Source organism: Bifidobacterium aesculapii (assembly GCF_001417815.1).
Taxonomy (GTDB): domain Bacteria; phylum Actinomycetota; class Actinomycetes; order Actinomycetales; family Bifidobacteriaceae; genus Bifidobacterium; species Bifidobacterium aesculapii.
This window is the reverse complement of record NZ_BCFK01000039.1, coordinates 1-12737: the sequence shown is the minus strand read 5'-3', so window position 1 is coordinate 12737 and position 12737 is coordinate 1. Positions and strand designations below refer to the sequence as shown.

At 63.0% G+C, this 12737-nt stretch carries 7 protein-coding genes, 1 tRNA gene and 1 pseudogene; 6 read left to right on the top strand and 3 right to left on the bottom strand.

What is annotated here, in order from left to right; all coding sequences use genetic code 11:
- Positions 1–71: 71 nt before the first annotated feature.
- Positions 72–159: transfer RNA gene (locus tag BFAL_RS06160), tRNA-Ser, on the bottom strand.
- A 760-nt stretch (positions 160–919) separates the two neighbouring features.
- Between BFAL_RS06160 and BFAL_RS06155 the strand changes: the two genes are divergently transcribed.
- On the top strand, positions 920–1894 hold the full coding sequence (locus tag BFAL_RS06155; protein ID WP_055427550.1) for a glycosyltransferase family 2 protein: 975 nt from the start codon (positions 920–922) through the stop codon (positions 1892–1894).
- Positions 1895–2183: 289 nt separating this feature from the next.
- On the opposite strand, the gene BFAL_RS11240 is transcribed toward BFAL_RS06155, so the two are convergent.
- Positions 2184–4910 carry a DUF6541 family protein gene (locus tag BFAL_RS11240; protein ID WP_160319046.1) on the bottom strand — a complete coding sequence of 909 codons (2727 nt, stop codon included), beginning with the start codon at positions 4908–4910 and terminating at the stop codon, positions 2184–2186.
- Here BFAL_RS11240 and BFAL_RS06135 point away from each other — a divergent pair.
- The 4 genes from BFAL_RS06135 (at position 4867) to BFAL_RS06110 (ending at position 10499) form a co-directional block, all read left to right on the top strand.
- Positions 4867–5217, top strand: coding sequence for a hypothetical protein (locus BFAL_RS06135; RefSeq protein WP_152973571.1), 351 nt, complete (start codon positions 4867–4869; stop codon positions 5215–5217). The genes BFAL_RS11240 and BFAL_RS06135 overlap by 44 nt on opposite strands.
- 1258 nt (positions 5218–6475) lie before the next feature.
- Positions 6476–7336 (top strand): putative endonuclease domain-containing protein, encoded by an 861-nt coding sequence (locus BFAL_RS06130; protein ID WP_055427544.1) that lies wholly within the window; start codon positions 6476–6478, stop codon positions 7334–7336.
- A gap of 223 nt (positions 7337–7559) precedes the next feature.
- Positions 7560–8489: an AEC family transporter gene (locus tag BFAL_RS06125; protein WP_055427543.1), complete on the top strand. Its 930-nt coding sequence runs from the start codon at positions 7560–7562 to the stop codon at positions 8487–8489.
- A 1251-nt stretch (positions 8490–9740) separates the two neighbouring features.
- The gene (locus tag BFAL_RS06110) at positions 9741–10499 is read left to right on the top strand and encodes a hypothetical protein (RefSeq protein WP_055427540.1); all 759 of its coding nucleotides are present in this window, start codon (positions 9741–9743) and stop codon (positions 10497–10499) included.
- A 119-nt stretch (positions 10500–10618) separates the two neighbouring features.
- Here BFAL_RS06110 and BFAL_RS06105 read toward each other — a convergent pair whose 3' ends face one another.
- Positions 10619–11653: a glycosyltransferase family 2 protein gene (locus BFAL_RS06105; RefSeq protein ID WP_082440422.1), complete on the bottom strand. Its 1035-nt coding sequence runs from the start codon at positions 11651–11653 to the stop codon at positions 10619–10621.
- A gap of 235 nt (positions 11654–11888) precedes the next feature.
- Here BFAL_RS06105 and BFAL_RS06100 point away from each other — a divergent pair.
- Positions 11889–12737 (top strand): annotated as a pseudogene (locus tag BFAL_RS06100) (glycoside hydrolase family 25 protein); the annotation flags it as partial.

The window sequence follows — 12737 nt, the reverse complement described above, 5'->3', positions numbered from 1 at the left end:
TTCCTATAACCCCCAAATACCGCCGTTTTGGCAATGAAAAAGCCCTTTTCCTTTGGGCGGGAAAAGGGCGATGGCGGAGGATACGAGATTCGAACTCGTGAGGCTGTTACACCAACACGCTTTCCAAGCGTGCGCCATAGACCACTAGGCGAATCCTCCATGTGCTTCCCTGAACTCCTGAACAAGCAAGCTCAGCACACAATTGAGAGAGCATAGCATGGATTCGGGATATGTACCTCATCGGCGTGGCGTGGGCGTGTCGCGCTGTTTTTGGGGGACTCTTCCGCCGCACGTCGCGTCGCCGTTTCGCCTCGACACCGCGTGGTGCCGTCTCCGCGCAATCCCATGCCGTGCTCCGCAATCCCCTTCCTGCGAAACACGGCCGCATGCCGGGCACGGTGCGTCATGGAGCCTCCCCGTATTCAGCTTACGGGTGCCATGTTATGTGCCGTGGATATTCGTCAATTGCCGGATGGTTACGTAACTATCCGCGTTTCCTACGCCGCGCCCTTCCTACGCCGCGCCGCGTTCGGCGGCCGACAGGCGGGAATGCACTTTCCTCATGAGCGCAACGCCTTCTCCAGTTAGAATCTGAACACTTCCAACCACAGAGCGGGTGTTGCGCTTCTATCTAGACCCTGGGCGTTCACCGCGTTCGGCGGGTAGTGAGAGAATGAGCCCCATGACCGAAGTGCAGAACCAGAACCACGCAGATTCCGAAACGGGCGCCGTCGCAGCCGCCAAGCCCGCGGCTTCCAAGGCTTCCGCGGCATCCAAGACCCTCAAGGCATCCAAGACCCCCAAGTCCAATACCGCCAACCCCGCAATCGCCCTCAAGCCCACCGCCTCCACCGCCTCCGGCACCCCCAATGCCCCCACCACCAGCGCCCAATCCTCCACGACCATCGACAAGCTCGCAATGGTCATCACCACCTATAAGCGCCAGAACCTGCTCGCCACCCTGTTCGAGTCGATTCTCGCGCTCGAACAGGCGCCGTGGCGCGTCGTCGTCGTCGACAACGAGCATTCCGACGAAACCGCGTCCATGGTCGAGGATTTCGAATCCAAAGTCACCGCACAATGGGGCAAGACCATCGCCGACAAATCCGGCAACCAGTCGCGCGTCGTCTACGCGCCGCAGACCGAGAATCTCGGCGGCGCGGGCGGCTTCTCCGCCGGCGTGAAGAAGGCGTACGAGCTCGGCGCCGCATGGTTCTGGGTGATGGACGACGACGTCGCCGTCCTGCCCGACGGCATCGCCAAGCTCGCCCCGTGGACCCGCCGCCACGAGGTCATCCAGGGCAGCCGCTTCGACTACGATGGCGGCCCGTTCTACTGGCAGTACGATTTCCGCATCGGCCTCGGTATCCCGAATCCGATCGCCCCGGCCGCGTTCGGCCGCGCCGGCTACCGCACGATGAACACGCTGTGCTTCGAGGGTGGCCTGTTCAACCGTCGCGTCGTCAAGGAGATCGGCCTGCCGGATCCGCGTTTCTTCATCTACTGGGACGACACGATCTACGGCTACCGCGCGAGCAAGGTCACCACGCCGATCGTCGTCCCGGACGTCGTGCTGCGCCGCACGCGCGAAATCGGCAATTGGGACATCGCCGGCCTGCGCCAGCTCAACTCCACGTCCGACATGAACCGTTACCACATCATGCGCAACCGCGGCTACATGGCCCGCTACTTCATGGTGTACGGCGACTACCGTCCGTTCCTCTTCGGCCTCGGCACGATCGCCACCGCCGCGAAGGAGCTCATCCGCCTCGTCATGGTCGATCGCGAACACCTCAAGACGGGCGTCGTTCAGATCGCGAAGGGCTGGTGGGATTCCCGCAAGCTCCTGCACGACAACGCGTGGCGCCCCATGCCCGCCCCGCTCGACGACTGACCCACTTCCACCATCCTGGCGCCAGCCTCCTGGCGCTTCCCTTCCCGAGGCGCCCGCCTTCCCGTGGCCCCACCTTCCCATGGCACCCCTTCCCATGGTGCGGTAACACAATTCCTTCATAACGTTGGAATCATGCGGTTTTCGCACACCGCACTATGGGTTGTTTACCGCACCATGGGAACGGCGGGCGGCGACGGGTGGGCGTCACCACACGTGGCGAGTCACCACACGGCGGGCGTCACCACACGCGGCGCCCTCCACGCGCGCCGCGCCACCACTGCGACCGGCGTCAGTCGCCGCAGCCGAACCGGTATAGCGCCCATCCCTCGCCGTACGACCCATAATCGGCGACCTTCACGAGCACACCGCCGCGCTCGTACGCGCCGATCAGATCCGCGTTGTGGAACGCATCATACTGCGCCTTGTACGGGAACGACTGCAGGCTCGTCGCCTGATCGCCCATCGCAAGGAAATACTCCGGCAGGTCCGCGCCGATCGGGCACACCGTCTCCAACAGCCGCGCGCCATCACCCGACGCGAACGCCTCCTCCGTCGCGCCGAGCCGCCACGCGTCGCCCGTACTTTGCGCGTTCATGATCGGATACAGCATCGTCGCGCCGAACATCGACGTCGCGTACATGGACCCGTTCATCGGATCGGACACGATCGTCGCCGCCGTGCCGGTGCGCGCGACCACGCGCCCCAGCACCGCGACCTTCGCCTCCGTCAACTGTTCGACCGGATCGACGCCCGCCGTCAACGACGTGTTCGCCGCGATGCGCGCCGCCGTCGCCGCGCGCGAACGCGGCGTTACCTGCGCGGCGGCCGTCGCGGCGAGCAGCAGCACGACCGTCGCCGCGCTCGCCACGCGCACCGCGGCGTCGGCGTGACGCCGTCCGTCCGCATTGACGTCTGCCGCGCCCGTCGCGGCCGTGCCGGTCGCCGAAACGCGCGCGACGCGCCCGGTTTCGGGCGAAACGTCGCGGCCGGACGCGTCGCTGTCGCCGCTGCCGACGACGGGAGCCGGGCGCATGTTGCCGGACCGCCTCCCGAGCATCGCCATCAGCGTGGCACCCACGCCGGCGACGACGAGCGGCACCGCGGTGAGCGGCAGCATCGCGACGATACGGTTTTCGTCGCGGTACCACGGCGCGGACAGCATGTTCGGCAGCGCGCCGGTGAGCGTCACCGTCGACACGTACACGATGACGACGAGTGCGAACGCGACGACCAGCGCAATGATGTTGCGCCGTGCGAGTCCCGCCGACGCGAAACGGATTCCCGCCGCCGCAGACGCCAGCAGCAGCAACGCGAACAGGATGCCGGCCGCGCCGTCCAAACCGTTGGACAGACCGTACAGGATGGCGTCGGCGAGGGTCTTCGACGGCATGTGCGAATGGAACCAGGAGGCGGGGTCCGCGTATCGCTCGGACTTGAACGTGGCGAACATGAACACGACGAACGCGGCGCCGCCAGCCATGATCGCGCCGAACGCCGCGGCGACGAACCGCCACGGCAGGCGGAGGATGATGAACGGCAGCATCAGCATCGCATACGTGAACAGGGCGCGGGGGTGGGCGAGCAGCATGACCGCGCCGCACGCTGCGGTGACGGCGACCCATGCGAGTACTGCGCGTAGGGGGTGGGGGGTGTCTTGCAGGGGGGTATGCGGTGAGGGGGTATGCGGAGGAAGGATATGTGGCGAGGAGGGGGAGGGGTGGCTGGAGGGGTTGGCGGAAGGGTTGGTGGGGCTTGGAGCGTTGGGTCTGTTGGGGTTGGCGAGGTTGGCGTTGGGGCTAGTGGTGGCGTTGGGATTGCTGGGGTTGGTGGCGGTTGGACTGCCGGGGTTGGCGGTGGTGGTTGTGTCGCCGTGGGGGCTGGGAGCGCTGTTGCCGCAGTGGTTGGCTTGGGGGGTGAGTTGTTTAGTAGGGGGGGTATTGAAGGGGGTGTTATGGGGGGCGTCATGGGGGGTGTCGCCGTGCGTGGTGGAACGGCGCAGCAACATCGCGTTGATGGCGTCCAACAGGTGCAGCGAAGCGGTCAGCAGATACGGCAGGAGCGACATGGCGAACCCGTAGGAGACGAGCGGGCCGGCGTCGAGCATCGTGTAGGGGTGGCAGACGGAGGATACGGCGAGGATTGGCGCGAGCGTCAGCAGTGCGGTGCGCACCCACGGCAGCGCCGATGCGGGCTCGTCGGGGGTGGGGTGGGGTGAGGGCTCTGGCAGTGAAGGGTCTTGCGTCGTCGTTGATTGGGATTCGTGGGGGGCGTGGGGGAGTCCTGAAGGGGGGTGGGGGGTATGCGAGGGCGTCAGGGTCTTGGAAACGGTGCTGCGATGGGGTGAGTAGGGGGTGTTTAACGAGGGGTCAACGGGGGTGTTGCGGGCGTTGGAGGGGTTGGGGGTATTGCGGGAGCCGGTGTCGAGAGTGTTTCGGGAGTTCCGGGAGCTGGAGTTATGTGAGTTGTGCGAGCCGGTTTCGGGGGAGTCGCCGGAACGGTTGCCGGCGAGGGCTCTGCGGCGGATGGCGCGGGCGAAGGGGCTGCGGAGGAAATACGAGCACAGCAGCATCATGCCGAGTGGGAACAATAGACCCGACGCCAGGATCCACGTGACGCTGAATGACGCATAGATCGATAGCGGCGTGCCGGTGAGCAGCCCCACCAGCGAGGAGCATAGATAGGCGAGGATATGGAACAACGGGGGGTAGAACGTGTCATTCGGCCACAGGTGGAACGAGGCGCCGAGCCCCTCATGCATCAGTTTGCTGATGAAATAGTAGTGCCCCGGCGCATCGCTGCTCTGGATGGGCGTCGAGAACACGGGTTTGGGGAACCACGTCAGAACGATGGCGAACGCGCATGCGAGCCCGATCAGCGGGAACAGCACGCGAAGAACCCCATAAGCGGTGGGCTTGCGGAGGTGGAAGCGGTGCGGGGTGGCAGCCGTGCCGGGCGCGGCGTCGGAATCCTGCTTGGTGATGCTTGTTGCCGCGGTGCCGCCCGAGGTGCTGCCCATAGTGTTGCTTGCGGTGTTGCTCACGGTACTGCTTCCGGTGTTGCTTGTGGTGCTGTCCGTGGTGTTGCTCACAGTGTTGGCTGTGGCGTTGCCCGTGGTGTTGGCTGTGGTGCTGCTCGTGGTGTTCGCCGTGGCGTTCCTTATCGTGCTGCCCGTGGTGCTGTTCGGCTCGGGGGTCTTGCTCGTTCCCGTGGTGCTGTTGCTGTGGGGGTGGGGTCGCATGGAGTACCTCATTTCGGGCTGGTGCCTTCAAGCCGATGCCAATTCGCAGCGGTGGGAGGCTCCCGCTGCCATTCCCGGTCGATGATAGTAGGCGGGCGTGATGGTTCTGTGCGGTCGTTCGTCAGTCCGCACGCTTCAAGGGGTGGCTGTTCTCGGTGCTTTTCAGCGGGGGTGACGGGTATGGGTTTACGCCATGGTGGGGTTTGCGAGGCGGACCGGTATCACCGCCTTACTGTTCGGCGGCCTCATTCTTCCGATGGGTGGAGGTGTGGGCTTGCATGGTATGGGCTTGCCGGGGTTGGGCTCGCGGGTGAAATGGCCGGTGCCGCCGCTTCGCCGTTCGCCGGCATCTTCGTCTGATGGGGGTTTGGGGGGTGTATTTATGGAAACAGGGGGGTGTGTGGAATGTGAGCTTGCTCTGGCGCGACAATTCTTTGCGAGATGCACAGGGGGTATTGAACGTATTAATGGGTGGGGTGAAACCTGCGCGGTTTGGGTATGAACCTGCGCGATTGGGTCTCGAACCTGCGCGGTTTGGCTCCGCACCTGTGCGATTGGGACTTGAACCTGTGCGGTCTGGTGGCGAACCTGCGCATGGGGGTCGTGAAGGCCGGCTTGCGCCGGGCGGGGGTGTGTCGGTGGTTTCCTTGGCATTCCGGGGTTTTCGGAATATGGCGTACATGCTCCAATGCCTTGCGGAGGGCTTCTTTCAGCACCCCTGTGCGCAGGTTGGGGCTTGGATCGCACAGGTTGCCGCTCGGATCTCGCAGGTTCGCCGTCCAATCGCACAAGTCATGCCCTGAACCGCGCAGGTTCGCGACACGTATGGGGTAGCCCGGCTAACGCGCATGAAGTTGCGAGGCTGAGCACGTATGAAGTTGCGTGGTCGAGCGCCCGTGGGCCATGTAGCCGAGCGTACGTGAGGTTATACACAGTGCATGTGGGGTCGGTCACGCAGCATGGGGCTACCCCGCCGAACAAGCCTGAACCAGATCGTCCGAGCGGCCATTGGCGTATGCCCCCATGAGCGGACGGTACACGTGAGGCCTATTCTTCGGAGGCGGCCCTGAAACGCCGCGTACAGCGAGTGGTCGGCACGCGTGAAGCTCAACCGGATCCGTCATGGCATGAAACCCGTTGCCTAAGTTCCCGAGCGTCTTCACGCGCCTTCGTGCGCCCACCGGCCCCCTACCAGCTTGAAGCCTTGCGAGCCCTACATCTTTGCTTGTCCACCGAGTTATCCACGGTCGCCCCATGAATCCGGCCCGACCTCGCAATCACCGCAGCGGGCCGCTACGCTGAACGCCATGACTACCACAACACCCGGCATCGCAATGCGGCGATTGGCCAAAGACCAACTGGAAGAACTCGCCAAAGCCAACGCATTGGCGAACAGTCATCATGCCGACTTCGAATGCGGCTTGATTTCGGCATTGCGCCTCTCATGCGTGGAACTGCCGCGCATGCCGCGTGGGAGCGATTCGCAGCGCTCGATGAAATTGGATGCGCTTCACGCCGTGGTCGACCACCCCGCGAAGCGGCATCGATGGAACGGCAGCACCTTCCACGTGCTTGCCAACCCCTCGCTGGCCGCGCTGCCGCCCGACGTGCGTCGCGAGTATGCGCCCCGCATGATCGTCGAAGGCGTGTACGTCACCCATCCTCTGCTGGTCTGGGCCCAGATGGCCCGCTTCCTTGACCGCGAGGAGCTGACCGTGCTCGGGGATTCGATGATGCGCCGCAACCAGAGCATGCCGCATTTCGCGCCCGAGGATTTTCGCACGTTGCTCGAATTGCTGCCCGCACGGTTCAAGGGGCGGTCGAAGTGCCTGTGGGCGTTGGAGCGCATGCGCGAGAACACCGATTCCTCGATGGAGACGCGCTTGCGGCTGAAATTGGAACAGGAGCCGCTGCCGGACCTTGAATCCTTGGAGATCAACTACAAGGTGGCCGTCAATGAGGACGGCGCCGCCATGTTCCTTGATATGGCGTTGCCTCATCTGCAGATCGGCATCGAATACGCCGGCCGGCATCATGCGGAGCAGTGGAGCGACGATCTCGCCCGCCAATCTGCGCTCGCCGCCGTGGCGTGGGAGATCGTGACCGCCAGCAATGAGACGATGCGCGACGGCGGCCGTTGGGGCGAGTTCGTCCTGCAGTTGTGCACGCTGATACTCCAGCAACGTGAGCGGCTCCACCAATGACACCGCCGGTCAGCCGCTCGGCTGTTCAACCACCCGGCCGTTCAGCCCCGCCGTTCAAACGCCCGGCCGTCCAGCTGCCCGAACAATTGGACGCAATGTGGCCGTGCGCCTGCCCGCGTACGCCGCGCGGCCTACAGTGTCAGGCGGTCGGAAAGTCGAGGGAGCCGCCGCGCGTCGGGTCTGGCGAGATTCGGCGTCCCGGAGGAAGAGGGGAGGGGAAGGAATGCTGTTCCAGTCGGGCGCGCTGCTGCTCGCCATCATCGTCCCGTATGTGTTGAAGCATCTGCACGTGTTCGGCGAACGCGACTACAAGGTGGCGCAGGGGCTCGTGTTCAATCTCACGCTGCCATGCGCGATCATCCTCTCGTTCGCGACGAACAAGCATGACATGCGCATGCTGTGGATCGTGCTGTTCGGCTTCTTCGCCTGTCTGATCCCGCTGTTCATCGTGTACTTCGGCTCGCGCGGCGACGAGCGCAACTATCGGGCGTTCCAGATGCTCAACGCTTCCGGCCTCAATCTCGGCGCGTTCTGCCTGCCGGTGGTGCAGACGTTCATGGGTGCGTCCGCCGGTCTGCCTGTGATCATGCTGGATATCGGCAACGCCACCGTCGCCACCGCGGGTTCGTTGACGATCACGCGCACGCTGCTGAAGATGGACGAGAACTTCAAGACTTTGCCGTTGCGCCTGCGGTTGCGCAATATCGCACGTGATTTCCTTGGTTCGATCAGTTTCGACATCTACATGCTGATGTTGGTGTTCATGTTTCTGCATGTCACGATTCCGCAGCCGATCGTCACGTTGATCACGCCGTTCGCGAATGCGAACGCGTTCTGCGCAATGGCGATGATCGGTTTGATGATGGAGATTCCGGACAACCGCAAGGACCGTGTGGAGCTCGCGAAGGTGATTGCATGGCGTGCGGTGTTCGGCGTGGTGATCGCGCTCGCGGCCTGGTTCTTGCTCCCGTTCGATATGCGCATTCGTGAGATCGTCGTGTTGGGTGCGTTCGCGCCGATCACGATTTTTTCCACGAAGTTCACCGATTCGTTGACCGGCAACGCGAAGCTCGCCGGTTTCTCCTTGACGGTCACCGCCATCATTTCTCTGGTGGTGATGACCGCGCTGCACGCCGTGCTGCCCGCGGCGTGATGCTGCGGTGAGACTGTGGGCAGGCTGCGGAGTGATTGCGTGTCGTAGGTGCCCGGTCAGGCTACGGGGGCGTGCGGGTGTGGTGCCGCACAGCAGCGAGGCCGCGCCGCGTCAGTCCCCTGTGGCCATGGTTTCAGAGTCGATGATCCGTTATAGGCACTCGGTGCCGCTTTATAATGCATGCTTCACCATCTTGTGTGGAGCGGCACTGCACTACATATTCGGGGCAGCCGCTTGTGTGGAGCAGCGATGCTCCACACAAGCACTCGAGCAATGTCGTGTGGAGCGTCTGTGCTCCACACGTCGATTCCGGGCTGGTATTCGCGGCTTGTGTGGAGCGATATTACTCCACACTTCCGCCAGTATCCCCGTATGCGTCTTGTGTGGAGAGTCCGCTCTCCACACTTTCGCTTCTCGTCTTCCGTGCGCGTTGTGTGGAGCGATAATGCTCCACACAATCCTCGGTGAATCCCTCGCGAGTCTTGTGTGGAGCAACGATGCTCCACACGCGAAACCCGTCCCTCGTGTGGAGCGTCAGCGCTCCACACGTCAAAATCCGACCCTCGTATGGCGTCGGCGCTCCACACGACGAGCTCTACACGACGAGCCCGAGCTGGCATTCGCACCCGTGTGGAGCGTCAGCGCTCTCCGAGCCGGCACCCGTGGCCCGTATGGAGCCACGACACCCGATCAACCCCACTTCGTGAATGCCGCGAAGCCGTCATACTGCATTGTTCAATTGCATAATGACGCGGCGGTGATTGGTCGTGACTGATGCGCGGACGAGGGTATACGAAAATGTGTGGATGATTTTGCCGACGTATTCGCCGACGATGCCGAGGGGCTGCGGGGAAGAGAGAGCATGATGAGTCCGCCGATGAGCCGGATGGAGGTCGTCATGGATCCTCAGCCGGCGATGGCGTGGCCGAATCCGAGGAAGACGAGCACGTACACGAACATGCCGACGGCCACGAGGCCCGAGGCTATAGTCGGCAACTAAGCCATGCTACCCTGTGAGTAATGGAGCGTAAACATAGTGAGGGACAACATAATGAGTGCAGTGGTAGTGGCGCCTAATGCGCATAAGATCGGTAGTCCGATAACGCTTTCGAAGGCCGATATCGCGAAACGACGTGCCGACCTTGAACAGAAGTATGGTACGCGTGAGCAGCTGGAGCACCTCAAACAGTTGCATCCATTGTCTGCGGATCAGTTCTGGGCGCTTGACGAGCTTGAATGGTTGGAGAGTGAGTGATCGCTTCAGACGTGGGTGAACAAGCCACGGAATTCGCGCAGCGCATTGAGACGCTGCTGCAACAGGTTCTAGGCGAAGCCAAAGACGGTTATGTGGCGGAACCTACCGATAAAAGGTTGCGAGGCGGCAGAACCGGCTACAGGATTACGCAGCATGAAAGCCGTGGCATCATGCTTCGGTCCGGCGGCGAGGTTGTGGCTTCCCTGTCGTTCGGTTTCGTCTGTTCCTGCAAGACGAATGGAGGATGGCTACAGGTTGATAAGTCCGTCATCATGATTAGTGCTGAGCCTGAGCGTGTGCCACTGTTCCACTACGATTTCAACCGAGTAACTACGTCCGAAATTCCGGGGGCACATATCAACATATTCGGTTCTAATGATGCCGCAACCCGCATCATGCTGGCCTGTGGCTTGGGAAAGCGCGGCAAGAGCCGTCGGAAGGAGTATGTTGACAAAGGTGCTTTCCCCACGTTTTCCACTCTGCATTTTCCGGTAGGTGGCGACAGGTTCCGTCCCGGTATCGAGGATGTACTGCAGATGGTCATCTATGAGTTTCACGTCGATGCGGAACCGGATTGGGAAGAACAACTGGAGAGTTCGCGAGCGGAATATCGCACTCGTCAGTTGGAGGCTCTTGTACGCGAATTTCCGGATGTTGCATACAAAGCGCTCGCCGAAGACGGGTTTGTTGATGGACTCAACGTGCCGGAACGGAAGGAACGATCGGATACGAAGAGCCGTCTGATCAAGTATTGACTCCGTTGAAGTTATGACGATTCAATGATGCAGTCCAGTGCTGTCCATGGGTGGAGTGCCCATAGTTGGCGGGCCCGGTCATGGATGGCGATGTAACGCCTCCCGCCTCCTGCCGCTCCCTACAGCGTGGTTTCGATGCGGTAGCGGGGGCGGTGTTTGGATTCCATGTAGATTTTGCCGACGTATTCGCCGACGATGCCGAGGGAGAGCATGATGAGCCCGCCGATGAGCCAGATGGAGATCATCATGGATCCCCAACCGGCGATGGCGTGGCCGAATCCGAGCGAGACGAGCACGTACACGAACATGCCGACGGCCACGAGGATGGACAGGAGCCCGGCCCCGGTGACGAAGCTCAACGGTTTCGTGGAGAACGAGGTGATGCCCTGGATGGCGAAGGCGATCATCTTCTTCAACGGGTATTTGGATTCGCCGGCCTCGCGTTCGCCGCGCTCGTAGTAGACCTTGCTGGTCTGGTAGCCGAGCGTGGGCACGATGCCGCGCAGGAACAGGTTGACTTCGTGGTATTCGCTGAGCGCGTCGAGCGCCTCGCGGCTCATGAGCCGGTAGTCGGCGTGGTCGGGCACGGTTTCTGCGCCCATCCATTCGAACACTTTGTAGAAGGCTTCGGCGGTGGTGCGTTTGAACCAGGTATCCTTCTTGCGTGCGGAGCGCACGCCGTAGACGATTTCGTCGCCGTTGCGGAATCCGTCGATGAATCCGTCGACGGCGTTGACGTCGTCCTGCAGGTCGGCGTCCATGGAGATGGCGGCGTCGCAGCCGTGGGCGCGCGCGGTCATGAGCCCGGCGAGGAGCGCGTTCTGGTGACCGCGGTTGTGGGAGAGCTTCACGCCGCCGAACAGGCGTGCGTCGCGTTCGTGCAGACTGTGGATGATGCTCCAGGTGGCGTCTTTGGATCCGTCGTCGACGAACAGGATGCGGCTTTGCGCGCTGATGCGCCCGGTTTCGGTCAGATGCGCGACTTTGGCGGCGAGCACGTCGGCCGTGTGCGCGAGCCCTTCCGCCTCGTTGTAGCAGGGGAGTACGAAGTACACGACCGGCCGGTCGCGGCGGTCGGCGCGCTCGCCGGCGCCGGTGCCGGCGGTTCCGGCGTTCGTGAGGTCCGCTTCCTGCGCGTTCGTCTCGAAGGTCATCTTCCCATCCTCGTGATTGGTTCAGAGCCGGTCCGTATCCGTCCGGCCCACGCCCATGTGCTATGGATAGTCTACCCGTCTGCCGAACATCCGTGTTGTGCGGTTGAGAAGATGAAGAGATGGCTTGTTGGGTCGCCGTGGGCGGCCGGTACAGTAGAGGGTATTGCCGAATTGCCTGTTGCGCGGGTGGTGCTGTGCCGATCTGTGCGGGTGCCGGGTTGCGGGAGGAGAATTGATGGCTGGGAAGAAGGTTCGCGTGGCGGGAGCGTTGAGCGTGGTTGCGGCGTCGGTCACGTCGGTGGCGATGCTGGGTGCGGTGTGTGTGGCGCCGACGAACGCGGCGGCCTCGCCCGCGCACACTGCTGCGACGACAACGGCGACAGAACCGACATCAGCAGCGACGACGGCGCCCGCGCCGTCCGCGTTCAAGACGCGCCCTGCCGCTGATTCCTCCGATACGGCGCTCGAGTCGGCCGACGCGATGCCGGAGAATCCGCATGCGGCGTTGCCGGATAAAGTGTCTGCGAAGATCGCGGATGATGCGACGGTGGTGTCGGAGCAGTATGCGATCACCGGTGATGGCGAGTTGAAGGACATCGAGTCGGGTGAGACGGTCACCGATCCGAAGATCGTGGGTACGGAGAGCAGGCAGCCGGATCCGTTGGCGAAAACGGATGGCGAGTCGTTCATTCCGGTGAGCGCCGCGGACGTGAAGGAGAAGGTCGCGGCGAACGGCGGCGACGCGGAGGCCGGTGCGGGCGACACGAACGCGGACGAAGGCGACACGAACGCGGGTGCCGGTTCCGCCGACGATTCCGCGCAGTCGGATGCCGTCACTGCCACACCGTCCAGCTATACCCGCGCCGCAAACACAGCTACAACCACAGCAGCAACCTCGGCCCGTGTGACTCCCGCCGCGTTGCAGAACAACGAGTATGGCGCGTATTGGGGTTCGTATAACGGGACTCCCGCGTTCTTCGAGTCGAACGGCAACCTGTTCGCGCAGCAGGCGAAGGGTGTGATCGACGTGTCCACGTGGCAGGGGACGATCGACTGGCAGGCGGCGAAGAACGCCGGAGTGGAG

Bases quoted from the DNA above. Each gene is read 5' to 3' on its own strand.
- BFAL_RS11240 (WP_160319046.1), bottom strand. From the start codon at position 4,910: ATGGGCAGCACCTCGGGCGGCACCGCGGCAACAAGCATCACCAAGCAG.
- BFAL_RS06125 (WP_055427543.1), top strand. From the start codon at position 7,560: ATGCTGTTCCAGTCGGGCGCGCTGCTGCTCGCCATCATCGTCCCGTAT.
- BFAL_RS06105 (WP_082440422.1), bottom strand. From the start codon at position 11,653: ATGACCTTCGAGACGAACGCGCAGGAAGCGGACCTCACGAACGCCGGA.
- BFAL_RS06155 (WP_055427550.1), top strand. From the start codon at position 920: ATGGTCATCACCACCTATAAGCGCCAGAACCTGCTCGCCACCCTGTTC.